The 22,850-nt window shown below is 65.1% G+C and carries 25 protein-coding genes and 1 pseudogene; 11 read left to right on the top strand and 15 right to left on the bottom strand.

Going from position 1 to position 22,850, the window contains the following annotated elements; all coding sequences use genetic code 11:
* Positions 1-100 precede the first annotated feature (100 nt).
* From D457_RS0102115 to D457_RS0102135, 5 genes are all read left to right on the top strand, one after another.
* Entirely contained in the window at positions 101-991 is an 891-nt protein-coding gene (locus D457_RS0102115) for a tetratricopeptide repeat protein (RefSeq protein ID WP_152514111.1), read from the top strand.
* Between the two features lie 207 nt (positions 992-1,198).
* Entirely contained in the window at positions 1,199-1,339 is a 141-nt protein-coding gene (locus D457_RS36345; protein ID WP_017578987.1) for a hypothetical protein, read from the top strand.
* A 9-nt stretch (positions 1,340-1,348) separates the two neighbouring features.
* Positions 1,349-2,542 (top strand): cupin domain-containing protein, encoded by a 1,194-nt coding sequence (locus tag D457_RS0102125; protein WP_017578988.1) that lies wholly within the window; start codon positions 1,349-1,351, stop codon positions 2,540-2,542.
* Positions 2,539-3,444: an aldo/keto reductase gene (locus D457_RS0102130; RefSeq protein WP_017578989.1), complete on the top strand. Its 906-nt coding sequence runs from the start codon at positions 2,539-2,541 to the stop codon at positions 3,442-3,444. Before D457_RS0102125 ends, D457_RS0102130 begins: the two co-directional genes overlap by 4 nt.
* Positions 3,416-4,294, top strand: a complete 879-nt coding sequence (locus D457_RS0102135; RefSeq protein ID WP_017578990.1) for a hypothetical protein — start codon at positions 3,416-3,418, stop codon at positions 4,292-4,294. Before D457_RS0102130 ends, D457_RS0102135 begins: the two co-directional genes overlap by 29 nt.
* Here the strand turns inward: D457_RS0102135 and D457_RS34415 are convergent.
* The 8 genes and pseudogenes from D457_RS34415 to D457_RS0102155 form a co-directional block, all read right to left on the bottom strand.
* Positions 4,251-4,457, bottom strand: coding sequence for a hypothetical protein (locus D457_RS34415; RefSeq protein WP_239645991.1), 207 nt, complete (start codon positions 4,455-4,457; stop codon positions 4,251-4,253). The genes D457_RS0102135 and D457_RS34415 overlap by 44 nt on opposite strands.
* Positions 4,458-4,731: 274 nt before the next feature.
* Positions 4,732-7,182: a hypothetical protein gene (locus D457_RS35550; protein WP_152514112.1), complete on the bottom strand. Its 2,451-nt coding sequence runs from the start codon at positions 7,180-7,182 to the stop codon at positions 4,732-4,734.
* Between the two features lie 132 nt (positions 7,183-7,314).
* A complete protein-coding gene (locus tag D457_RS35555) occupies positions 7,315-7,953 on the bottom strand; it encodes an IS66 family transposase (protein WP_083926632.1) in 639 nt (212 codons plus the stop codon).
* Positions 7,884-8,225 (bottom strand): annotated as a pseudogene (locus D457_RS37770) (IS66 family transposase); the annotation flags it as partial. The gene D457_RS35555 and the pseudogene D457_RS37770, both read right to left, overlap by 70 nt.
* A 48-nt stretch (positions 8,226-8,273) precedes the next feature.
* Positions 8,274-8,465 carry a hypothetical protein gene (locus D457_RS0102145; RefSeq protein ID WP_017578992.1) on the bottom strand — a complete coding sequence of 64 codons (192 nt, stop codon included), beginning with the start codon at positions 8,463-8,465 and terminating at the stop codon, positions 8,274-8,276.
* Between the two features lie 246 nt (positions 8,466-8,711).
* A complete protein-coding gene (locus tag D457_RS34425; protein WP_026116244.1) occupies positions 8,712-8,993 on the bottom strand; it encodes a hypothetical protein in 282 nt (93 codons plus the stop codon).
* Positions 8,993-9,976 carry a caspase family protein gene (locus tag D457_RS34430; RefSeq protein ID WP_083926633.1) on the bottom strand — a complete coding sequence of 328 codons (984 nt, stop codon included), beginning with the start codon at positions 9,974-9,976 and terminating at the stop codon, positions 8,993-8,995. The genes D457_RS34425 and D457_RS34430 overlap by 1 nt, the downstream gene beginning before the upstream one ends.
* A gap of 11 nt (positions 9,977-9,987) precedes the next feature.
* A complete protein-coding gene (locus tag D457_RS0102155; RefSeq protein ID WP_017578993.1) occupies positions 9,988-10,359 on the bottom strand; it encodes a TIR domain-containing protein in 372 nt (123 codons plus the stop codon).
* 66 nt (positions 10,360-10,425) lie between these two features.
* Between D457_RS0102155 and D457_RS34435 the strand changes: the two genes are divergently transcribed.
* The 3 genes from D457_RS34435 to D457_RS31715 all read left to right on the top strand — a co-directional run bounded on the left by D457_RS34435 (position 10,426) and on the right by D457_RS31715 (position 11,531).
* On the top strand, positions 10,426-10,659 hold the full coding sequence (locus D457_RS34435; RefSeq protein ID WP_083926634.1) for a helix-turn-helix domain-containing protein: 234 nt from the start codon (positions 10,426-10,428) through the stop codon (positions 10,657-10,659).
* Positions 10,660-10,795: 136 nt separating this feature from the next.
* Positions 10,796-10,942, top strand: coding sequence for a winged helix-turn-helix domain-containing protein (locus D457_RS37775; protein WP_449406548.1), 147 nt, complete (start codon positions 10,796-10,798; stop codon positions 10,940-10,942).
* 4 nt (positions 10,943-10,946) lie between these two features.
* Positions 10,947-11,531: a transposase gene (locus D457_RS31715; protein ID WP_239645992.1), complete on the top strand. Its 585-nt coding sequence runs from the start codon at positions 10,947-10,949 to the stop codon at positions 11,529-11,531.
* A 405-nt stretch (positions 11,532-11,936) separates the two neighbouring features.
* Here the strand turns inward: D457_RS31715 and D457_RS36850 are convergent, their stop codons facing one another.
* Both D457_RS36850 and D457_RS37415 read right to left on the bottom strand, forming a co-directional pair.
* Positions 11,937-12,311 (bottom strand): tyrosine-type recombinase/integrase, encoded by a 375-nt coding sequence (locus tag D457_RS36850; RefSeq protein WP_338042986.1) that lies wholly within the window; start codon positions 12,309-12,311, stop codon positions 11,937-11,939.
* Positions 12,312-12,324: 13 nt separating this feature from the next.
* Positions 12,325-12,456: a site-specific integrase gene (locus tag D457_RS37415; protein WP_017578995.1), complete on the bottom strand. Its 132-nt coding sequence runs from the start codon at positions 12,454-12,456 to the stop codon at positions 12,325-12,327.
* Between the two features lie 876 nt (positions 12,457-13,332).
* Between D457_RS37415 and D457_RS37780 the strand changes: the two genes are divergently transcribed.
* Positions 13,333-13,527: a hypothetical protein gene (locus D457_RS37780; RefSeq protein ID WP_026116245.1), complete on the top strand. Its 195-nt coding sequence runs from the start codon at positions 13,333-13,335 to the stop codon at positions 13,525-13,527.
* Positions 13,528-13,613: 86 nt separating this feature from the next.
* Here D457_RS37780 and D457_RS0102175 read toward each other — a convergent pair whose 3' ends face one another.
* From D457_RS0102175 to D457_RS0102195, 5 genes are read right to left on the bottom strand one after another with little or no spacing between them, the layout of a single operon-like run.
* The gene (locus tag D457_RS0102175; RefSeq protein WP_017578997.1) at positions 13,614-14,489 is read right to left on the bottom strand and encodes a GNAT family N-acetyltransferase; all 876 of its coding nucleotides are present in this window, start codon (positions 14,487-14,489) and stop codon (positions 13,614-13,616) included.
* A 34-nt stretch (positions 14,490-14,523) separates the two neighbouring features.
* A complete protein-coding gene (locus tag D457_RS0102180) occupies positions 14,524-15,681 on the bottom strand; it encodes an acyl-CoA dehydrogenase family protein (RefSeq protein WP_026116246.1) in 1,158 nt (385 codons plus the stop codon).
* 1 nt (position 15,682) lies between these two features.
* Complete coding sequence (locus D457_RS0102185; RefSeq protein WP_017578999.1) at positions 15,683-16,444, bottom strand: thioesterase II family protein; 762 nt, start codon at positions 16,442-16,444, stop codon at positions 15,683-15,685.
* Positions 16,438-18,081: a GMC family oxidoreductase gene (locus D457_RS0102190; protein WP_017579000.1), complete on the bottom strand. Its 1,644-nt coding sequence runs from the start codon at positions 18,079-18,081 to the stop codon at positions 16,438-16,440. The genes D457_RS0102185 and D457_RS0102190 overlap by 7 nt, the downstream gene beginning before the upstream one ends.
* The gene (locus tag D457_RS0102195; RefSeq protein WP_083926637.1) at positions 18,078-21,536 is read right to left on the bottom strand and encodes a non-ribosomal peptide synthetase; all 3,459 of its coding nucleotides are present in this window, start codon (positions 21,534-21,536) and stop codon (positions 18,078-18,080) included. Before D457_RS0102195 ends, D457_RS0102190 begins: the two co-directional genes overlap by 4 nt.
* A 189-nt stretch (positions 21,537-21,725) precedes the next feature.
* Between D457_RS0102195 and D457_RS0102200 the strand changes: the two genes are divergently transcribed.
* A complete protein-coding gene (locus D457_RS0102200) occupies positions 21,726-22,373 on the top strand; it encodes a flavoprotein (RefSeq protein ID WP_017579002.1) in 648 nt (215 codons plus the stop codon).
* Positions 22,373-22,837, top strand: coding sequence for a group II truncated hemoglobin (locus tag D457_RS0102205; protein ID WP_017579003.1), 465 nt, complete (start codon positions 22,373-22,375; stop codon positions 22,835-22,837). The genes D457_RS0102200 and D457_RS0102205 overlap by 1 nt, the downstream gene beginning before the upstream one ends.
* The last annotated feature ends 13 nt before the right edge of the window (positions 22,838-22,850 follow it).

Here is a 22,850-nt window from a genome sequence, read left to right on the forward strand (position 1 = left end):
GCGGTGAAGCCGCCCCTGTAAGCGGTGAGCGCTCCTCCCCTTTGCAAAGCGCGCCCCGCACCACCGCGCCCACCAACCACAACGACCCGGAGGGACCCTGGTGAGTGCCCCAACCCTTGACGACACCGACCGAGTGACCGGCGAGCTGATCGACACCTACTTGCCCATCGCGCAGGAGGCCGACCACAGGATCAACCCCCGCAGGTGGCGGCTCGCGGACTACTCCGCTGCTCAGCAGGGCAGCGTGTTCGGCTCCTACGAAGATGCGCTCCAGTGGATGGACTCCTCCGCTTCGATCATCCGCGGGTGTATCCGCATCGCGACCGCCCTCGGCCGCCGCGAGGAGTCCTGGCAGTACGCCGAGGCCACACAGTCCTTCTTCCGCGTTCGCAAGGACTTCCGGTCCTGGAGGATCTCGCACGAGGTCGCGGAGGAGTCCGCCCGCGGGTGCGGCCCCGCCGCGCACGCCCGGATGCTCGCCAGTCTGGGTGAGTGCCACATCTGGTTGGAGGACATCGGTGTCGCCGAGGCCTACCTCCAGCGGGCGCGCGCCCTCTGGATCAAGGGACGCCACGTCTTGGGCGAAGCCTCCTGCCTGGAAGCCCTGTGCATGGTGGAGATGAAGAAGGGCAACCCGTCGAAGGCCCGCGAGCACGCGTCCACAGCCCGGGACATGTTCTCCGGGCAAGCACGGGAGCGGGGCGTGGTTCTCGCGACACGACGCGTGGGCGAGACCTACCTCGCCGAGCAGGACCACCGCCAGGCGCTCAAGTCCTTGGAGCACGCCTACGACTGGTTCCGCGTCACCGGCGACGTCTACCAACAGGTCCGCACGGGCCGGAGCCTGGTGGCCGCCCTTCGAGGGGTGGGGCGGTCCGGTGAGGCCCATCGTGTGCTCCAGGACCTCGTCGGTCTCGCCGAGTCGATCGGCGCGCACACCGACGCCGAAGAGCTCTCCCGCATGACGAAGCCGGTCACGGCGGAAGCCTGAACGCCGACGGAGCGGGGCGAGGCCCTTGACCCAGCGACATGTGGATGCCGCGACTGGGAAGCGCCTGAACCCCGCTCGGCCTTGAGGAACCGCCACTGTCCAGGCCGGGAAGCAGGGCGAAGCCCAGGAAGGGACGCATGGTCCGAGCCCGAGCGCCGCCCCGCGCAGAGCACACCCCCGAATCCAACGAGGTACGAGGAGATCCTGATGGACAGCACCACGCAGTACGCCGACGACGAGCTGGTTCTCGCGGTGGAGGACATCGCGGCCGTCCGGTCCCGCGCCGAGCAGCCCTCCGACGGGGGCAGCACCGGCAGGGGCGACACCAACGACAACGGCCTGTACTAGGAGCACACCTTGACCGCTGACCTGATCAGCGGCCGTCTGGGCGGGGACCAGTTCCCCGCCCGGGTGCTCGGCCGCGAACACCGCCGCTACCCGGCCGGCGAAGGCGAACGAGAGGCCTTCGCCGACCTGCTGAACTGGTCGGACCTGAACACACTGCTCGCGCACCAGAGGCTCGACTCCCCCAGGATGCGGCTCGCCGCGGGAGGGGTCGTTGACGCCGGTGCCTACACCCGGCTTCGGCAGTACCGCCGGATGCCCGACTGGAACCAGCCCGTCCCCCACCTTTTCCAGCAGCAGCTCAAAGAGGGTGCGACGTTGGTTCTGGACGCCATCGACGAGATGCACCCACCGATCGGACGGCTCATCAGCGAGCTGGAGGCCTGGCTCAGGACCGGAATCCAGGTCAACGCCTACGCCTCCTGGACCAGCCGGGAAGGCTTCGGAGTCCACTGGGACGACCACGACGTCATCGTTCTCCAGGTGTCGGGGCGCAAACGGTGGCGCATCTACGGCAACACCCGTCTGGCCCCCTTGCATGACGACGTTGAGTTCGCCGAAGAGGAACCCACGGAGATCATCGACGAGTTCGTCATGGCTCCAGGGGACATCCTGCACGTCCCCCGAGGATGCTGGCACGCGGTCGCCGCCTCCGAGGGCGAGCCGAGCCTGCACCTGACCTGCGGTCTGGTGACCACGACCGGGGTGAACTTCCTGCGCTGGCTGGTCAACGACCTGGTCGGGCACGATGAGATCAGGGCCGACGTTCCGCGTGCGGCCGCCGAGCACGCGCTCTGGGCCCGGCGTATCTCCAAACTGGTGTCGGACCGTCTGCGTTCTCCAGAGGTGGTGGAGGAGTACTGGCGAAGCCAAGACGAGACCTCTGCGGCACGGCCGGTGTTCAGCCTGCCGGTCGCGGTCACCGGCGACCTGACGCTGTCCTCCGTCGTCCGGTTCGCCTCCCTGCGAGGCACCATCACCTCCGAACACACCCAGGCAGGGGACGAAGTGGTCTACGCAGTGCAGGGACGGCGCTGGCGCCTCTCGGCCAAGGTCGCCCCGGCGATCGCCCACCTGAACCGCAACGGGCCCACCTGTGTGAAGGAGCTGCACGAGCTGGTCCCTGACGTCTCGGAGAAGGCGCTTCTGGGGCTGCTGCGCAGGTTGATGGACGATGGTGCGCTGGCCTGGGAAGGCACCGTATGACCGTCCTCGGCATGGGGACCTACCGGAGCCGCGACGCCGCTACCTCGGTGAGCATCGCGGCTTCGGCCGGGTGCCCCCTCATCGACACCGCTCCCGTGTACGGAGGCGGTTCGCACCAGGCCGCGATCGCGCCCGCGCTGCGTGAACATCCCCGGCTCCGCCTCTCCACCAAGGTCGGCTACATGACCGGTGGTCAGGCCCGGGTGGCGCTTACCAGCGGCGCGCTTTCCCAGGAGGAGGCCGAGCTCCGGCACAGCATCGCCCCCGACTACATGCGCCACCAGGTCGCCATGTCGCGCACCGAACTCCAGCGAAGGCCCGACCTGGTGTACCTGCACAACCCCGAACACCACCACCAAGAGCGGGGCGACCTCCACCAGCGCCTAAGGTTCGCCTTCGTCGTCCTGGAGGAGCTGTACGCCTCGGGTGCCATCGGCGGGTACAGCGTCGCCACCTGGAGCGGGTTCGACACTGGGGCGTTCACCGTCGCCGAGCTGCTCCGCCTCGCCGAGGAAGCCGCAGGCCGACCCGAGAACGGGCTCTGCGCGATCCAGCTCCCTGTGTCCATGGTGAAGATCGCCCCCGTCCGCCAGAGTCTGGAAGGAAGCGGCCCCATCGCCCAGGCCAGCCAGGCAGGATTGGAAGTGTGGGCGTCGGCGCCCTTCCACGGCGGTGAACTGTTGCCGCTGATCACCCCGAAGCTGGCCGAAGCGGTGCAGCCCGGAGCGGACCCCGTTGAGGCCGCGCTGAAGGTCGCCGCGTCAGCGCCAGGTCTGACAGGGGTACTGATCAGCACCACCAACAGCACGCACTACGCGCAGGCGGCCGAAGCGATCCGTGAACCTGTGCCCGACCACCGACTCAAGGAACTCTGTGACCTCCTCGACCCACCTGCCCGCTGACCTGACCAGGCGATGGCACCAGTCGGCCGAACACCTCGGGGCCCACGCCCCTGCTGACGTCTCGTTGCACTCCGGGGTGGGTGGACGCACGCTGAGCGGCCCGGTGACCGCGACCGGTGAGCTCCCGGCCTGGTTGCGACTGATGGTCGCACCGCGGCCGGAGGGAAAGATCTGGGAAGGCGCCGCGCTCGCGGACACGCTGCTCGGCGAGGCGGTTCCGCGCCCGGTGATGCTTGGCGAGCACGCATGGCAAGAAGAACAAGGCGCGTTCCAGGCGACTCTGTGGACGCGCCTTCGCGGGCAGGTTCTCTCCCCGACGCCGGACCTGTCCGATGCCGCTCCGGTGGACGACCAGTGGTGGCAGGAGTTGCGCTCCTGCATAGAAGAGGTTCGCGCTACCCCGGTTCCAACGGGCCGGGAGGTGATGACCCAGGCGTACATCAACCGGATCCCCCGGTTCATCCCCGCGCTAGCCGGAGAGGGCCTGACCGTGCACCGCTGGGAAGCAGCACACGGGGACCTGAACTGGGCCAACCTGACCCGCGAACCGCTGGAAGTCATCGACTGGGAAGGGTGGGGAAACGCACCGGCCGGATACGATGCAGCCGTCCTGCTGGCCTACGCCCTGCCCGCCCCAGCCACTGTCGCGAAGGTGCGCGAGGTGTTCGATGACGTGCTGAACACCGATCACGGCCGCCTGGCCCAGTTGGTGATCTGCGCCGAGACCATCCAAGCCTCCGAACGCGACGACGTCCACGCCCGTCTGAGGCCATACGTAGAGCAGCTCGCCAATAAAGTGAGCCTTTTCATCCTGCTTCTCGAAGCTGAAGGACCAGCACAGCACGGGTGACCTCTCCCGCTCGCTGTGGACAGCAGCGTAGGCGACGAAAGATGCCCCAGTTCTTGAGTTGGGAGATCGCGCGTTCACCGAATGAGCGGAGCTTAGCATGCTCGGAGTTGGCAGCCTTCTTCCACTGCGGCTTGCCCCGACCCTTGAACGGGCAGAACACCATGCCCGAGAGCCCCACGTACCCCTTGTCGCCCAGACCGAGAAGGTCGACGCCTTAACAGCACCAGACGAGTGACTCGACGAGGCGGCGTGGAACGCCCAGGTTAGCAGAATAGATGAACAAAGTGAAGCCTCTGGTTGTTATCGAGATGATCTTGCAGTGACACCTAACCTACCGGGAAATTTGTGTCTGCTCGTGTCCAGGTGCCACTCATCGAGTCAGCCAGGGGAACACGCGAGATCACTCACCCCGCAGAGATCATTTCGCTGAGAAAACCTCAGTGCTCCTCATTTTTCAAGGACCAAGCAACCTGCTCCGGCGTGGGTCCACCATAGGAAGAAATATCTAGTTTCGGCAGCGAAAATTTGAACATGTCTTTTTGGACAAAATCGATTAGGGCTGCATGTTTTCTCAGAGAGTCGATGCCAAGCGATCTGGCAGCTGATGAACCTGGATCAGCTGTCAGTGCAAGGAACAAGAACCCCGATGGCACCAACAGGATTTCTTCGCGAGAAAGGCTTATGTACTTCCTTGACAATTCGTAAGCAACCATTAGTGCCTTGCAGGTCGAACCACTCAAATAACGATTATTGATTCGCACCAAAGGGGTAAAATCCCGATCTTGATCGCAGCCCACAAGCAGTTCCGAAAGGTTTACAGCCAGGCGAAATTCCAAGCGCCACCATTCGATTGAAGTCTCCACTCGAACCAACGCCCTTAGCAGGTCCGCGGATCCAATAGTTTGACCGACACCAACCTCCCTCCCAGCCAGTTCGATAGAATCAGATATGCACTCTTCAAACCATCCTTCCTCGATTATTTTTTGAATGGGAACCCTTTCATTATTAACAGGAGGAAGCAGAGATCTGGAGGCTGGTTCATTCCAACGCTTTTTGGCAAAATCGAGTGCCGCAGTTAGCGCCGCAGTATAGGTCCAGGCATCTCTCTTTTTTGCTTCCCATGCGTACCAGGACCCAACTCCTTCGCTAGGGATGTGAACTAGAACAAGAGTGCCCTCGCCCACCCAGCCATCAGTCAAAGGGCGGAACATCCTATAATCATTTGCCATGACCATAAAGCGGCGCCAATTCTCTTTTATCATCTTCCTCTTATGTGGCCCCAGGACAAGTATTATGCGCCCATTGGCGATTCGATTGGCAAGTAGGTTTAATTCCCAAGCAAAAGCCTCGGTATACTGCGCTGGTGTAGCGGATACTATGAATCCATTAACCTGAGCCTCGATGGAACCACCCACCCCGACAATTTCCTCAATTTCGATCTTCCAGGTATCCCTCCCCAGAACCTTTTGACGAGCAGCACCGAGTTTCGGAATCCGATCATCTGGTGAGGAAAGTGCAAGCAACGGGCCATGCTTTATAACATTTCCCGCCAGAAGCATCTCAAACCTCGAGTAGGAGAATGGGTTCAACCAGGCAGTCATGCGTTCTATCAGGGAAGATCGAGTAAGCCAATTAGCGGGAATCTTCAGTGAATCATCACGAAAGTTTCTTAGGTAGAGGAACCCTGGGCGAGGGTCTATTTCCATGACCTCTCTCATACCCTTAGAGCGCAGAATCATCGAGATCCAGTTAACTGCCACAAAGAATACAGCCATGGACATCAAAACTGCAAAAAGGAAGGCTCCCCCCTCTCGGCCAAATTCAAAATAAGGCCCCAGGAAAATCAGGAATATTGCTACTCCAACAATTACACCAGCCAAGGCTATCATTTCTACAACTATGGCTATAATCAATAGCAGAATACCCAAAAGACTTCGAACCGTAGGAACCATCCAGAGCTTCCGCCAATTGAAACGTGCCCCTTGGAACTCAACCCGACGGACACGAAATTTTATGAACCCTCCTAGGGCAACCGCCAATACTGCAACGAGAGCAGTCGCTGCGATCACTTGATGCGATACTTCAAGCAGGACTATCATAAAAATAGCAAGGCACTGCAGGAATAAGCCGAACATAAGAACCATGCCTGCAATTCGTGAAACCAAACCTGCCTTCCAAAGAGTTAAAGCCTCCTGGTCCACAGAAAAAATTCTCGGACTTGCAGCAGAAACAGGGAACTTATCAAGACTATTTCTGGCATTATTTCGATAGCCGCCAACAATGACGATCACATAAAAAAACAAACCACCAATTAGAGCTAAAATACCGGTTGCCGATGATTCTGCAGAGGGTTCTGGCTGCTTAACCTCCGGAGTATCCGGACCACCCGGCAGGAAATCTGCCAGATGCACAGACAAAGGAGCGGTTAAATAAGCACATTCCGATAAAACTTTTTCTGGGCACTTGCTACCAATTGCGATTGAAAAATCTTTTTGCAGCCAAACTCGAAGAACTTCACCACTTCCTTCTCCTTCTGGGTCCACTATAACGGTGTCAACATTTCCTTCGAGCGCAGTCATCCCAAGCATAGTTTCATCCATTTGAGAATGGTCCCTAGAAACTACTTCTCGCAGATTATCTGACAGGCCATCCGGGCATTTAATCCAAACTAGATCTATCTGGTCTCCCGCTTCGTTAGTCCAAGCTGACTGTCCTCCAGTGCAGTCTTCAGCGAAGCTATTATCTTCTGGTGAGAACATCCTCCAGGATTGCAAATCCCATTCATCGCCCAAGAATTTTTCAAGTTCAGCATCTTTCGCTAGATCCCCGTCGCTCTGGGAATGTGCCGAGTCAGCGCTGACCAAGAAAGCTGCTACAGCAATAAGCAACGCACACGTGGTATTATGATTAAGTCGCAGAATTTCCAATTCTTACACCGCCGTCTTCTGAAATTTAGAATCAAAGATCATTTAATTATCTCACGCCGAATCTGATTTTAGAAGCTTTTTATGAGTAACTGTTCAGATGGCGACGAGTAGCCAGGCATTCCCAGCGAACAGTTCGGGGAGCTTGGCCAGCACCGCCTGACCCTGCTTGCGGACCGCGGAGATGAACGACCGGATCCGGCAGAAGTACTCGGCTCCGGATAGGGTCCGCCAGCCACCGCTCACTTTCATCTGTAGCTTGACCATCCGCACGTCGCGCTCGGCAGCGTTCGAGGTGAAGGGCACCGCGAAGTCGATGGCGAAGCGCAGGTAGTCATCACGGCGCCGGTTAAACCGCTCAGCGAGCGCGTGGCGTGGTCCGGCCTTGGCGTAGGCCACCACCCGTCGGTAAGCGGTTCCGATCCTGGCCAGTTCTTCCTCTTCCAGCACGGATCTGCCCTCGGAGCTGGCCTGTTCGACCTTCTCACGGGCCCTGAGCAGCATGTCGGCCATGTTCTGCGCCCACGCGGCATAGTCCGGCTCGAAGTCGACGAGCGCCTGGAGTTCGCGCAGCAGGTGGGCACAGAACAGCTGCTGCGCGGTGTCGTAGACGTCGTATGAGGCCAGGGCGTCGGTGAAACCGGGAACAGCACGAAGGCTTCCATCGCCTCCCAGCAGCGCTTGGGGTGGACGCCGTAGAAGGTGAGAGTGTCGGTACCGACCGTGTGCACCCAGTGGTTGGCCCCGGCGACGCGGGCTCCGGTCTCGTCAGCGTGCGCCATCGCGCTGGAGGCGATGGCACCCTTGACCACGGCCTCGAAGCCTTCCAGGTGCTGGTGGGCTTTGGCGGGCAGGGAGGCCAGCTGCCCCGTGGGCACATTCGCCGCGCACACGTCGGCAAGGACATCGCCCGAAGGCTCAACCGGAAGGTGGTGGGCGCTCATCTGGTAAGCGGCCGCAGAGCTGATCCGGGGGCCGTTGAAGATCGGGGCAGCAGCTCCGGGCACCGCTTCGGGGGCGGTAGTGGTGCCACAGACGCACCGCAGCCGGTGGTATCAGTGCTCGGTGACATCCCAGCCGGCTGGTTGGGGCAGGTCGAAGGTCTGACAGCGGCGAGTCCCGGCGAGCCGGGACGCTTCCAGGTCCTGGTGGCAGTCGCCGCATGCGGTCGGGTAGTGGTCCACGACATGGTCGGGCTCCTGGGTCTGGGGCAGGATGGTGCCGGAGCTCCTCCAGTTTCTCCACACGGGCGAGCAGTTGCTCGAGCAGCGTGGTGGAGGAAGCCATAGGGGCGGTCATGCCGGTTCGGTCGTCATATAGCAGAGGTTTCCTAGAACGCAAGGGGCAGCGACCGTTATGCCCGGATCCCAGCCACCACCTGAACAGTTACCCCGCGAGGCACACCACTTGGGAACGTCTCCCCAGCCCATCTAGCACTATCTGTTTCACTATCGACATCCGCTCAGATTAACGAAAACAAATGAGTTGGCCTATTATCCACTCAGTTTTTCGATGATGAATGGCAGATAGCGACGAACTTGCTCCCTGTCACTTTCTTGTTCTTCGTCAGTTAGGTCCTCGTACTGCGTTTTGATCTGTTTTTCCCATCTCTTGGCGAGCTCGGCAGGGATGACAAGTGAACTGTCTTCACGACGTTCACATCGCTCATGAACATAGCGCTGCCAATGGGCCCAGCGCTCGTGCTCAATCGAAGCGAGTCGATGGATCATTCGATCGCTCTCAAGGGCCTCACGAATCCAATCTGGCGATGTCATCAGATCAACCCCTGTTTCACGAGATCCCAATAGTGCTGCCCGAGCACTGTCAGCTCACAGGATTTTGATTCCATTGCGGCATGCCACATGTGCGGCGCATCGACTGGCCGGACGAGATTAACCTTCACGAGCGCTTGCAGTATGCCAAAGTCAGCGTTCTTCACCGGGTCCGGAGGAGGGGTAGATGGATCCTCTTTCCCCGACCGCTCAGGCTCGTAGCTCGGGTTGAGCGGAAGCTCGGTGCTCGGATTAGCGAAGAAGACTGTTATCTTCCGCAAATGGGCAAGATCGATCGGTGGCGTCGTTTCTTTGAGAGAGACGAAGGTCTTGACGTTCGTCTTGAAAACAGGCCGCTGAGCCCAACTCCCGAGCGACTGGTCGATGTGAGCATAGACGCTGCCAGGTGTCACGTCACCCACGAGGTTGGCGGCAGCGCCGTTCAGAGCATCGACTAAGAGGTTGGTGAAAACACCAGATCCACTCCCATTCTCCATCGCATATTGATCTGCAGTGGAAGCGGTGAGGATTGTCACTCCCTCCTTGATCTCGGACACCTTCTCTGACGTTGGGTGATTTCCAGCTACCCCGCTATGGCAACTATCGAGGATGATGACTTTGTTCTTAGCCGGTGAATTATTGGCGAAGCTCATCACATCGTTGAGCGAGAGACCATCGTGGCCATCTACACAGTCACTCGCACAGAGGAAACCGCCAGTGCCGTCGATGTGGCCATGGCCAGCGAAGTAAAAAAGGGAGATATCAGCATCATCTCGAAAGAGGTCTTCGGTGGCCTTTCGCAGTTCAGCACGGTGGATCGCGGTATCAGGTCCCGAACCAACCATGAGTCTAGGTTGGGCAAAATTGAGTGTTCCATCAGCGTGCCGCTCAAGTGCTCCTTTAACGTTGTAGGCATCGTTGACAGCACCCCTGAGCGAACTAATGTTCTCGTAGAAGTCGATTCCAACTATCAATGCCTTGCGCACCAGAGCACCACCTACAGCGAGTCGATGAAACCGGAGATGTTGCCATCGCTCCAAACCACCGTGCGTACTCCAGGGAGCACAGTACGGTCATCGGAGTATGCCCAGATACCGAGGATCTTTTTACCCTCGTCTTTTGCACATTGGATCTCCCATGCTTGCCCCTCAGATGACAGTGAGTTTTTGCTGACGAGGGCGATGACGCCATCCGAGCGGCGAATCCGGGTGTGAACTTTGCCCTTCCAGCCGGACTCGTACCGTTCCTTCACTGACATGTCGATGAACTCGTAGGGTGCGCGAGGTCCGAGCGACTGTCCCTTGAAAAAGTCCCTCATGCGCTCGTCCTCAATGGCGAATGCAACAAACACCGTCTTCTTATCGGACATCTCGATCTCCTTACTGATCTTTGAGTTTGCTCTTGACGGACCCGGGCGCCTGTCGTGTCATAAGGCATGGAGGTCCCCCAGAACCCTCGTACTCCGGAAGAACTCCACGACCGTCGGATGCTCGCCGCTGCTCTATTCGAGGCCAGGCAGCACTCCCAAACCGAGATCGCCCGCATGCTCGGTGTCTCTCGCCAAGCTGTCTACCAGTGGCATCAGGCCTGGTCCAAAGGCGGCACCAACGCGTTGCACCCCGGACAACAGGGAGCCGACACCCTGCTGGCCCCCGGAGCAGGAACGTGAGCTGGTCAGCCTGCTCCTCCAGGGCCCGGGCGCCCATGGCTGGGACGATCAGCAGTGGACGCTGGCCCGGATCAACCGCCTGATTAAGGAGCGGTTCGGGCACTGCTAGGCCGATCCTTCCGGGGTGTGGCCGATGATGGACCGACTCGGTTTGTCCTGGCAGGTGCCCGTGGTACGGGCCGGTGAGCGGGATGAGGAGGACATCGCGGCTTGGCGCACCCAGGTGGGGCCGCGGGTCAAAAGAGGAAGCGCTCCGGTTCGGGGCGTGGATCGTTTTCGCTGATGAGATCGGTGCGAGCACCCAGGCGCCGGTACGGCGGACCTGGGGCAGGCGGGGCCAGACCCCGCTGATCGCCCTCTCGCGCAAGCGGCGCCGGCGGATGAACGCCAGCGGCTGGCTGTGTGTCAACCCCGCCGATGGGCGGGTGCGGCTGGTGTACACCGCCCAACGAGATTCCCTCACCCAGTACGAGGTGCCCGATCTGATCTCCAGAGTCCACTCCCAACTCAAGGCACCGGTGGTGCTGGTCTGGGACAACCACTCCTCGCACACCGCCCGCTGGGTGAGCCGGGAGCTCGCTGGCCGGGCGTGGTTGAGCGTGGTGCACCTGCCCAAGTACGCCCCGGAGCTGAACCCGGTCGAGACGCTGTGGGCACACCTGAAGGACCATCTGGCCAACCGGGCGTTCCGGAGTCTGGAGGAGCTGGAGGAGCTGGAGGAGCTGGAGCGGGTGATGCGGTCCCATCTGCGCTCGGTCCAACGCCGCCCCGGGTTGCTACACGGATTCATCCGATCGGTCGGGTTGGACCCCTGTCCCATTCCGTCAAACACCTCATCAAAGATCAGTAGCTTGTCAAGCAGTGATACCTAATTGGTCGCAGGAAGTATATATTCGGCCACTTATGGCCTAGGAATTTATGAATTATGCACCTGGAAAAAGAGATCTCACATAGCTAATTATTATGTTCTTTTGCCATTGCTGGACGGGCACATGCAGTCGGATAGAAATCACGAAGAACCGGAACGGACCGGTCACGATTTCCTCAACGAGCGAATCTGAGCTGATACCAGCATACTCGCTTAGTGCTCATCTCGTAAGGGTTCTCGGAAAGCTGGCCTGACGTCGACGGCGAACGCCTGCAGGGAAGGCTGTTTCGTACTCGCCGGCAGAACGACCGAGCACAGACATACCGGAACGAACCACCAGAAAGCAGGTCGAATAACCCAAGTTCCTGTGCTTTTAATCCGCGGGTTCAGGGTTCGATTCTCTGAGTCCCTAACACCTCTCACCTGGAACAACGATCGCCGATCCCCGGCGAGCATTGCCGTGGTGGGACCCGAATGAGACCCGTCTGGGCCCCTCCGCTTCCCTCGGTGTCAGAGCACAAGGTGCCGACCGGGTATCGCGCAGTGCCAGCGCCGCCGTCGCCTCCGCCGCCTTGTGGGTGACCTCGGGCAGCACACTCGTGTACGTGTCCGCGGTCAACACGATGCTCGCGTGCCCCAGCATCGCCTGCAGCGTCTTCAGGTTCATCCCGACCCCAAGTGCATACGTGGCCGCGCTGTGCCGCAGATCGTGCAGCCCTACCGGCGGCAGACCACTTTCCTTGTTCAGCTTCCGGAACAGACGGCTCAGCCGGTCCGGGGCCAGGCGACCTCACCTCTCAGGTCAGTACAACTAGAGCGTCCAGGTCCACGTCGCGCCACCGCAGCGCGAACACCTCACCGCGCCGCAACCCCAGCAGCGCCACTAAATGGAACAGCGCGTACAACCGGTGCTCAGCCGCGAAGTCCAAAAACGAGCGGGTGTGCTACACCAACACGGCCACCAAGCCTCGCTGGCCGACGAAGGAGGCCTGGGAATGCCCCTTGCCTCCTGACTGCGGTCTCTCCGGAGCGATGCAGTGAATTCCGTCAGAGACACATGACGGCATGGAGCGTCACCCTGGCCCGAACGGGGCAGCCGAAACCGAGCCCCTCCGTGCTGGAGCATGCTGCGTCCCAGCCAATGCGAACCCAGCAGGGGCAGCCCTGCGCCCGTGGGTCTCCCGGAGAGGTCGTGGCAGGGGGACCTCGAGTACCCAGCGGATTTTGACCGTGCTCCTGCGGGACCCGAATTGGCTCCGTTGTGGCTCCGTTGTTCCGGAACCCCCTGGTCTGCGGTGGTCTTCCGTGACCTCCGGTGGCATGACACCGCCCGGGCAGGCCGGAACGAATCACCGAATAGCGGGGCAAAGCCCCCAGCATCCCGCCGACTTTTAATCCGCGGGTTCAGGGTTCGATCCCCTGGGGCCCTACCAGGAAAAACCCCAGGTCAGAGCGCACTTTCGATCGCTCAGACCTGGGGTTTTCGCGTGTCCCTGGGCTGTTGTCAGCTCCGTGTGCGCTCCGCCGGCTCGCCGGTGTACACCTCGCAGAGGCAGGACCGGGGAGGCACGTGTGCCGCTGGAGGGTGAGTACGACGTGACCGCGCTTTCCTCTGAACGCGGTCCTCGCGCGGCGTCGGCCGAACAACCGCGTCCACACAAGGGCGGGCTGGACGGAACAGCGAAAGCCGTACGCGTACGCTGCTGAGCGAGGGAGGCCGCGGCTTTCGCGGTGATGCGTTCTGTGCTCGATCCAACTCTCGTGGCGTGCGTCCGTGCCCCCGGTAGACGATGAGGTGGAGGGCCATGGAAAAGCCGCGCGGGAAAGACTCGTTCTCGTTGTTGTACAGGACAGGGTTTCGTATCAACTACGCGCTCTTGCACGTCATGGGCCCGGCGGCCCTGACCCCCGAGACCGACCCGCGGATCCGTGCGAAGAAGGAATACGAGCGTCGGCGCGAACTCCACCGGGCCTGGAAAGCTCACGCCCGGTCCGAGTAGCGCGACCGCGGATGAGGCGTTTGCTGACGGCGAGCCCCTGACCGGCCGGGGCCCTTCGGCCGGGCAGGTTCTCACGGCGCCGGTTCCTAGCCCAGTTCGAGGGATGTCCCGGCGAACACTCTCTCCGTACGGAAGGGCGGGACCGGGCCCGTGTACATGCGGACTGTGTGGAAACGCGCCTCCAGACCGCGTGAGGTCAGGAGGGCCGCTGACGCGGTCTGCGGCTCGGGGATGTCCAGGGAGACCTCCTGGTCCGGGCCCAGGTGGCTGACGAGACTGTCGAACAGCGCCTCGGCGTCCTGGGGCGTGTCCGCGAACAGCGGGCCGATGCGGTGGCCGTGCCCGGCCGGGCGGAGGACCCCGTATCCGGCGATCCGGCCCTCCCGCAGGCGGGTGTGGGCGATCCGGCCGGGTGCGGTGAGCCAGCGGGCGACGAAGCCGCTCCGGTCGGCGGGGAAGCACTCGCGGTCGTACGCGGTCAGGGCCGTGACGTGGTCGGCGGTGACCCGCACCGTGTCGGGGGCGGTCCCGGTCGGGGGTGCGGGCACTCCGGAGTAGTGGACGGTGTCGTGTGCCGCCTTGAATCCGGACCGCTCGTAGTTGGCCCGCTGTTCGGGCATGGCGTCCAGGCCGACGGTGCGGGTTCCGGCGTGCGGGAAGGCCGCACGCCAGGTCGCCAGTCCGTACCCCCGGCCGCGGAACTCCGGGTCGGTCAGGTAGTGGCCGAGTACGGCGTAGTGCTCCGAGTAGTTGACGATCGAGACCGCAGAGACCGGCCGGTCACCGAGGCGGCCGATGAAGAAGCCGTCGGGGTCGGTGGGGTGGAAGCAGGCGACGTCGCCGTGGCCGACGTTCCACCCCTCGCCGTCAGCCCACTCGGCCACGCGGTACCAGTCCTCCAGTGAGGCGGTGGTGACGGCGAGGGCGGGGGTAGAGCCGGTGGTTTCACCATGGTTGTTCATGGGTCGGTGCGTCCCTTCTGGTGGGGGGTGGGGGTCACAGGCCGAGGGAGCGCCCGATCAGTTCCTTCATAATTTCCGTGGTGCCGCCGTAGATGGTCTGGACGCGGCTGTTGACCCACTCCCTGGAGATCGGGCTCTCCTTGAGGTAGCCGTATCCCCCGTGCAGTTGCAGGGCCCTGTTAGCCACGTCGACCTGAAGTTCCGTGGTCCACCACTTGGCTTTTGCGGCGTCGGCCGCTGACAGTCGGCGCGCGTTGAGTTCGGTGACGCAGTGGTCGAGGAAGACCCGGGCGATGGTGACCTCGGTGTCCATGGTCGCCAGCTGGAACCGGTTGTGCTGGAAGCTCCCGATGGGCTGTCCGAACGCGTGCCGCTGGCGCGCGTACTCCAGGACGTCCTCCAGCATCCGCTCGCAGGCGGCGACCGCGACCGTGGCGATGCTCAGCCTCTCGCGGGGCAGACCGCCCATGAGGTAGGCCATTCCCGCGTTCTCCTTGCCGATCAGGTGGCTCGCGGGGACACGGCAGTCGTCGAAGAACAGCTCGCACGTGTCGCTGGCCTGCCAGCCGAGCTTCTCCATCCGCGGCCCGCGGGAGAAGCCCGGAGTGTCCCGCTCCACGACCAGCAGGCTCAGGCCGCTCCCGCCGCGCTGCGGTGCGGTCCGCGCCGCCACCAGGACGAGGTCGGCGTTCTCGCCGTTGGTGATGAAGGTCTTCTGCCCGTTGAGGACGTAGCTGTCGCCGTCCCGCACGGCCGTGGTGCGGATGTCGGCCACGTTGGAGCCGGTCTCCGGCTCGCTCATCGCGATCGCGGCGACGAGCTCCCCCGAGCACAGTCCGGGCAGCCAGCGCTGGCGCTGCTCGGGTGTGGTCCGGGTGGCCAGGTACGAGGAGACGATGTCGTTGTGGGCGACGAAGCCGGGCGCGGTCACCCGTGCCCTGATGAGCTCCTCCGCGAGGATCGCGTGGAACCGGAAGTCCGGCTCGCCCCCGCCGCCGTACTCGACCGGCGCGTCCATGCCGAGCAGACCGGCCGCTCCGGCCCTGCGCCACAGGTCGCGGTCGACGATCCCGTCCTTCTCCCACTGGTCGTGGTAGGGGACGGCCTCCCGTTCGAGGAACGTGCGGGCCATCTTCCGGAAGTCCTCGTGCTCCGCTGTGAGGAGCGACGTCGTACCCGATGGTTCGCGTATGTCAGCGCACCTCTTCCCGTGTCGTGTCCTCGGCGGTCAGGGCGAGGACCTGCTCCGGTTCCCGGATCGCGGCGAAGTGGCCGCCGGGGATCTCGACCCTGCGGCTCGCCGCGTGGCTATGCTCCGCCCACCCCCACATGTGTTCGGGTTTCACGTGGGCGTCGTCCCGTGCGGCGACGAGGGTGAGCGGGAAGGGGACCCGCAGGGAGGCCACCCGGTGGAACTGGCGCCGGATCTCCTCGTCCTCGCGCATCATCCCGATCAGGAGCCGCGCCATCGTGCCGTTGGACAGCAGTCCGGGCGCGGTGCCCCCATCGGCGACCATCTTGGCCAGCAGTTCCTCGTCGTTCAGCGACCCGATGACGTCGGGCAGCTGGAGTCGCGGCGGCAGCGCGGCCGACAGCACGGCGCGCACGGGCTCCTGCCCCGTCTCCTGTGCCACGGCGGCGCCCACGGACAGGCTGAGCGTCGCACCGAAGCTGTGCCCGAAGGTCGCGTAGCGCAGATCGGGCCGCTCCTCCCGTGCCTTGATCAGGTCGGCCGCGACGTGGTCGGCCATAGAGCTGACCAGCTCCGGGTAGTCGGTGATCCTCGGTTCCCGGGTCCGCGGCCCCCGCCCCGGCTGGTCGACGCCCACGATTTCCAGCGGCGTGCCCTGCGGGGCCCGCCAGGACCGGTACACCAGCGAGCTGGCCCCGGCGTGCGGGAAGCAGTAGAGCCGCAGCGGCGGCCTCTCGTGGTTCACCGGCATGTGGTTCAGCACCGTTTCCCCTCCTTGAAGTCGGTGACGGCGTCGTCGGCGATGCGCTCGGCCAGCATGAGCGTGGTCAGGTTGGTGGGCACGCTCGGTACCGACGGGAAGACCGACGCGTCCACCACCCGCAGGCCCACCAGTCCGTGCACCCGGCCGCGCTGGTCCACGACGGACATCGGGTCGGACGCCGGTCCCATCCGGGCTGAACCGGCCGCGTGCCAGCCGGGGTTCATGATGTTCCGTACGCCGTTGCGGAGGACGACCTCGTTGTCGATCATCCGGTCGGTCCAGAACTGGGTCCGCTCTAGCCGGTCCCCGATGTCTGGGGCCCGCAGCAGCCCCCAGGCCCTGCGGACGCCGTACATGAGCCGGTCGACGTCCGCCTCCACGGTGCCCAGGCCCAGTTCGATGACGGGTGAGGAGTCCGGGTCGGCGCTCTCGGCGAAGACCCGGCCGCGTGACTCCGGGCGCATCAACATCACCGACAGGCCCACCACCATCGGCCAGCCGAGCCGGTCCACGAACCCGGGGATGGTCGTGGTCTCCACGTTGTTGAGCAGCCCCACCTGGACGTCGGTGTCGTCGTCGTACCCGCTGGGCATACGCGCCGCGATCTGACGCCAGGGCAGGCCGGGCTCGCACACGCCCGGCTTGGGCAGGGACCAGATGACGACAGACGGGTGGTCGGCCAGGTTCTCGCCCACCCCGGGCAGGTCCGCCACCGGAGCGACGCCCAGGGCGGCCGACAGGCGGGCCGCGCCCACACCCGAGCGCTGGAGGACGACCGGCGTGCCGATGGCTCCCGCGCACAGGACGACGTTCCCGACCCGGACGGAGGAGCGCTGGCCGTCGTCCCCCAGGAGTTCGGCACCGACCGCGCGCCGCCCCTCGAACAGCACCCGGGTGACCCGGCAGCCGGTCAGCACCTCCAGGTTGGGCAGGCGCCGCGCCTCGGTGAGGTAGGCGGTCGCCGCGTCGACGCGTTCGCCGTCCCTGGTGTTGGCCGGGACCGGGCCGACCCCGCACTCGCGGCCGCCGTTGAGGTCGGGCAGGTCGCGGACGCCGGTGCGGCGGCACTCGTCGCGGAACGCGGTCTCCAGTTCGTGCAGCTGCTCGGGGCCGGGTCTACGGACGGGCACCGGGCCGTGTCCGCCGTGCGCGTCGTCGGCCGGGAAGTCGGCGTCCCGTTCGATCCGCCGGAAGTACGGCAGGACCCGCTCCCAGGTCCAGTCCGGGTTGCCGCGTGCGGCCCAGTCGTCGAAGTCCCTCGGCAGCGGGCGCAGCGCGATCGCGCCGTTCACCGCGGACGAGCCGCCCACGACCTTGCCCAGTTGGTAGGGGAACCGGTTCCACAGGGCGCGGGACCACCGCCCTTCACCTTCGTCAGCGCCGTTCCAGCCGTCCCTGTTCAGCAGGTCCTCCAGCCGGTTGCTGGAGCGGAGGTTGGCCCGGTGGTCCCAGTTGAAACCCTCCAAGATGAGGCGGCTCGCGTCCCGCAGGGGGTTGCTCTCCGCTCCCCCGGCGGGCTGTTCGCCGCCCGCCTCCACCAGGAGCACCCGCGCTCCGGCAGCGGCCAGCCGGGCCGCCGTCACCGAACCGGCCGAACCCGCGCCCACCACCAGGTGGTCCCACTCGGTGCCGCTCATGCCACCTGTCCCTCCGGCTCGCGCTGCTCCTCGGACTCGCGCTGCTTCTCGAAGGAGGCGATGATCCCGGCGAAGTCCGTGACCGTGGCGTTCATGAACAGCCCCTCGATCACCTCCTGTTCGGCGTCGGCGTCGATGCCGAAGTCGGCGCGCAGCCGGGCGATGATCCGCACCGCGTGCATCGAGTCGCCGCCGACGTCGAAGAACCCGTCCCCGGTGCCGAAGTCGCCGTGCCCGAGCATCTCCGCCCACAGCGCGAACAGCCGTTCCTCGGTCCCGCCGCTCGGCGCGGTCCGGCCCTGGGCCCCTCCGTCGTCGTCACTCCACGGAGCGGGCAGCGAGGCCCGGTCGAGCTTGCCGTTGGGCGTCAGCGGCAGGGCGTCGAGGGTGAGGTAGTGCGAGGGCACCATGTACCCGGGCAGGACCGCCTCCATCGCGGTGCGCAGCGCGACCGGTTCGAGTGTGGCCGGGTCGTCGCCCACGACGTAGGCGGTGATCTGCCGCTGTCCGGTCCTGGGGTGGGCCGGCGCGGTGACCATCGTCTGCCGCATGCCCGGCAACCGGCCGAGCGCCGCCTCGATCTCGCCGAGCTCGACCCGGTAGCCGTTGATCTTCACCTGGAAGTCCTCTCGGCCCAGGATCTCGATGTCCCCGCCGGGCAGGTACCGGCCCAGGTCACCGGTCCGGTACAGCCGTTCGCCGGTGGCCGGGTGGACGATGAACCGCTCGTCCGTGCGTTCGGGATCGGACCAGTAGCCCTCCGCGACGCCCAGTCCACCGATGTAGATGTCGCCGGTGACCCCGGCCGGGGAGGGCTCCAACCACCCGTTGAGGACGTGCAGGGTCTGGTTGGCCAGCGGTTTTCCGTACGGGATGCTCGACCACTCTGCCGGGACCTCGCCGATGGGATGACAGACGGACCAGATGGAGCCCTCCGTGGCACCGCCCAGGCTGATCACCCGCATCCCGGGCACGCGCCGCCGGATCTGGTCGGGTAGGGAGACCGGGATCCAGTCGCCGCTCAGCAGGGCGAGGCGTAGCGTGCGCCCGGGCCCGGAGCTCCCCTCCTGAGGGCCGGGTCCCTCCCCCGGCCCGGAGGCGTCGGCGAGGGACTCCGTCCACAGCCGCATCGGCGCGGGCACGCTGTTCCAGAGGGTGACGCCGTGCCGGTCGATCAGCTCCGTCCAGTGGGCGACGTCGTTGCCGCGCCCGGCAGACGGCACGACCACGGTGCCCCCTGCCCCCAGCACGCCGAAGAAGTCGTACACGGACAGGTCGAAGCCGGCCGGGGCGAGCGCGAGGACGCGGTCCCGTTCGGTCACCTCAAAGCGCCGGTTGATGTCCTGGACGGTGTTGCCGGCGCTCTCGTGCGTGATCATCACCCCCTTGGGTTCACCCGTGGACCCGGACGTGAAGATCACGTACGCCAGGTCCCCGTACCCCTGCGGGCTGTTCAGCGGCCCCGCCCCGCACCGCCCGGTGGCCGGGTCCTCGGGAGTGATGACCTCGACGCCGTCCGGCCAGGCGAGGGTGTCGCGCAGGTCGGCGTCGGTGATCACGGCCCTGGACCGGCAGCGGCGCAGCAGCGTGTGGCGGCGCTCCTCGGGCAGCTCGGGGTCGATGGCGACGTACGCGGCGCCCGCGTGCAGTACGCCCAGCAGCGCGGAGATCTGCGCGGCGCCGGGCCGCATGGAGACGGCCACCAGCGTGTTCGGGTCGGCGCAGTCGTGGGCGCGCAGCCGCCGCGCGATCCGGTGCGCGTCCGCGGTGAGCTCCCGGTACGTGGTCTCGACGCCGTCGGCGATCACGGCGACGGCGTCCGGGCGGCGCTCGGCGGCCTCCGCCACCAGGTCGTGGAGGCGGCGCGGCGGGATGTCCTGGGCGGTCGCGTTGGCTTCCCGGCGCTCCGCCAACTGTGTCTCCGGCACGGGTACGAGGCCGCCGGTCCGGTCCCACGCCGCCGTGTCGTCGACCAGTCGGTCCAGCAAGTCGCGGTAGGCGTCGAACATGGCGTCCAGGGTGCCCGCGGGGAACAGCTCCTCCACCGCGTTCCAGTTGACGGTGAGGGCGCCGTCCTCCTCGAAGATCTGGTTCTCCAACCACACCTGGGGGGTCTGGCTGGCACCGTGCACCAGCTCCCCGAACGCGCTCAGCGGGTCGCCCTTGGTGCCTGCGGTGTCCCCGTCGAGGGTGCTGGTGAAGACCACCGGCATGGACGCGGTGCGCCCGTCGCCCTGGTGGCGGGTGAGCTCACGCAGGACCCGGACTCCGCCGTAGGAGGAGTGTGCGAGGTCGGCGAGCAGGCGGCGCTGCACCCCGGCGGCCCGTTCCCTGAAGGACTCGTCCGCGCGGCCCCGGACCGCGAGCAGGTTCGGGGAGAGGAAGTTGCCGACGATCTGGTCCACCTGCGGGTGCAGCGGCAGCCGGTGGAACCGTGTGAGCGTGACGGTGAACTCGTGCCGGCGGGACCAGGTGCGCAGCACCTCGCAGTAGGCGGCGAGCAGCAGCGCCGACGGGGTGAGGCCGTGGCGGCGCGCAGTGGCGGACAGGGCGGCCCAGCGTTCCCGGGGCAGGACCGCGCGGCGCCGCACGAAGGCGGGGCGGCCGATCTGCTCGGGAGCGGCGGCCAACGGCAGGTCGGGGGCCGGGGGCAGATCGTCCAGGCGCGAGAGCCAGTATTGGGCCGCGCGGGCGCCCGGGGCGCCGTCACGCAGCTCGTTCTCGGCCAGGACGTAGTCGCGGAACGAGAGGTCGAGCGGGGCGGGCGACCAGGTGGGGTCGTCGTAGAAGCGCCGCCACTCGGTGAGCAGGAGCAGGAGGCTGCGGGCGTCGACGAAGAGCAGGTCGACGCTGAGGTGCAGCCGGGTGCGGTTCCCCGGCAGGTGAGTGGCCCGGACGTCGAACAGCGGCCACTGGTCGGCGGGCAGCACCTGGTCGTCGAGCTCGGCGCGGATCCGCTCCAAGGCGTCGTCCCGCTCAGCGTCGTCGGCGTCCCGCAGGTCGGTGGTGGCGATGGTGCAGGGGGTCACCTCGGCCAGGGCGTGCTGGGTCCCGTCGGCGTCGACCACGGTGCGCAGCATGTCGTGCCGCGCGACCACCCGGTCGAGGGCGGCGGACAGGCGGGGAACGTCCAGGGCCGGGCCGTCGAACTCGAAGGAGAAGTGGCTGGACACCCCGCCGAGTTCCAGGCCCCGGGTGCGGCCGATCAGGTAGCCCTGCTGGATGTCGGTGAGCGGGAACGCGTCGAGGCGGTCCTGCGTACGCGGCCGCAGGCGCGGCAGGTCCCGGGGGTGAGGGTTTCCCTGGAGCAGGGAGACCAACCGGTCGTGGTGGGTGGCGATCTCCTCGCGCAGGTGCGCCGGCAGGGAGCCGTCCGGGGCGTCGGTGTCGAGGCGATCGCCATCGAAGCACAGGCCGACACCGCGGTTCAGCAATTCGACAACAAGTTCTTCCATGAATTCCAGCCCTCTCTTCACGGCGTGCGCCGAGGCAACTGGTCTGAGAATCCGGGACGGCCCTGCCGGGCCTCAATACGGTGCGACCGAAGAACCGACCGAAGTATCACCGCGGTCCGACCGAAGGGCCGCGAAATCACCGAAACAACGGTGTTGACATGGGAAAAAGCCGCTCCCATGATTTCAGCCATGGAAAAGAAGAGAACCCCGCCGAAGATCCCTCCGTCGCAGAGCCCTCCGAAACAAAGCGGAAAACGCATCCTCGTCGCCGCCGCCGGTTCCATCGCCACGCCGCATCTGCCGGCGTATCTCGGCGGGCTGCGCGAGCGCCTCGGCGGCACCTACACCGTGCTGCTGACGCCGACCGCCGCGTCGTTCCTGCCGCCCGAGACGGCGGCGCTCTTCGCCGAGCGGGTGGTGAGCGGGGAGTCGCCCGAGAACTGGTCGACCGACAAACCGTCCCGTCTGGTCGCCGACCACGACCTCCTCGTGGTGCTGCCCGCCACGGCGAACACGCTCGCCATGGCCGCAGCCGGGGCGGCCCCCAACCGCCTCGGCACGGTGATCCTCTCGGCCGACTTCCCGGTCGTTTTCTTCCCGGTCATGGGCGCCCTGATGTGGGAGAAAGCCGCCGTCCGGCGGAACATCGCCCAGCTGCGCGAGGACGGCCACCTGGTCCCGGAGCCGGTCTGGCACGAGGGGTTCGACCCCGGCACGGGCCGCCGCTCCAGCCATCCGTCGCTGCCCTCCCCCGAGCAGGCGGCCAAGGTCGTGGGCGAGCTGCTGGCCGTGCCGCGAGGAACCTGGGGAAACCACTGCCGACCGGAGGTGTCGTGATGTCGGAAACGGTCCCGACGATGTACGAGTGGGCCGGCGGCGCCGAGGCGCTGGGACGGCTCACCGAGGATTTCTACCGAAGGGTGCGCGAGGACGAACTCCTCGCCCCGATCTTCCAGTACATGACCGACGACCATCCACAACACGTCGCGATCTGGCTCGGCGAGGTCTTCGGCGGCCCCAAAACCTACACCGAGGAACTCGGCGGTTTCCGGCGGATGCTGAAAAGCCATCGGGGTCGGGAAATCCAGCCGGAACAACGGAGGCGCTGGGTGAAACTGATGTTGGAAGCCGCCGACGAGGTGGGCCTGCCCGCAGATCCGGAATTCCGATCCGCGTTCGTCGCCTATATCGAATGGGGTTCGCGGCGGGCGATGGCCAATTCACAGCCGGAGGCACCGCCGTCGCGGCGGGAGAGCGTGCCGGTCTGGGGCTGGGGCCAGGCCCCGCCCGGTATGCCCTAGCCGGTCCGCCCCG

It is taken from the genome of Nocardiopsis valliformis DSM 45023 (genome assembly GCF_000340985.1).
GTDB classification, from domain to species: Bacteria; Actinomycetota; Actinomycetes; order Streptosporangiales; family Streptosporangiaceae; genus Nocardiopsis; species Nocardiopsis exhalans.

Excerpts from the sequence above, each read along its gene's own strand:
- D457_RS34435 (WP_083926634.1), top strand. The coding sequence starts at position 10,426 with ATGGAGGTCCCCCAGAACCCTCGTACTCCGGAAGAACTCCACGACCGT.
- D457_RS34415 (WP_239645991.1), bottom strand. The coding sequence starts at position 4,457 with ATGGTGTTCTGCCCGTTCAAGGGTCGGGGCAAGCCGCAGTGGAAGAAG.
- D457_RS0102200 (WP_017579002.1), top strand. The coding sequence starts at position 21,726 with ATGGAAAAGAAGAGAACCCCGCCGAAGATCCCTCCGTCGCAGAGCCCT.
- D457_RS0102130 (WP_017578989.1), top strand. The coding sequence starts at position 2,539 with ATGACCGTCCTCGGCATGGGGACCTACCGGAGCCGCGACGCCGCTACC.
- D457_RS0102175 (WP_017578997.1), bottom strand. The coding sequence starts at position 14,489 with ATGAACAACCATGGTGAAACCACCGGCTCTACCCCCGCCCTCGCCGTC.
- D457_RS0102190 (WP_017579000.1), bottom strand. The coding sequence starts at position 18,081 with ATGAGCGGCACCGAGTGGGACCACCTGGTGGTGGGCGCGGGTTCGGCC.
- D457_RS0102155 (WP_017578993.1), bottom strand. The coding sequence starts at position 10,359 with ATGTCCGATAAGAAGACGGTGTTTGTTGCATTCGCCATTGAGGACGAG.
- D457_RS37775 (WP_449406548.1), top strand. The coding sequence starts at position 10,796 with ATGGACCGACTCGGTTTGTCCTGGCAGGTGCCCGTGGTACGGGCCGGT.
- D457_RS0102205 (WP_017579003.1), top strand. The coding sequence starts at position 22,373 with ATGTCGGAAACGGTCCCGACGATGTACGAGTGGGCCGGCGGCGCCGAG.
- D457_RS0102195 (WP_083926637.1), bottom strand. The coding sequence starts at position 21,536 with ATGGAAGAACTTGTTGTCGAATTGCTGAACCGCGGTGTCGGCCTGTGC.
- D457_RS34425 (WP_026116244.1), bottom strand. The coding sequence starts at position 8,993 with ATGACATCGCCAGATTGGATTCGTGAGGCCCTTGAGAGCGATCGAATG.
- D457_RS37780 (WP_026116245.1), top strand. The coding sequence starts at position 13,333 with ATGGAAAAGCCGCGCGGGAAAGACTCGTTCTCGTTGTTGTACAGGACA.
- D457_RS36345 (WP_017578987.1), top strand. The coding sequence starts at position 1,199 with ATGGACAGCACCACGCAGTACGCCGACGACGAGCTGGTTCTCGCGGTG.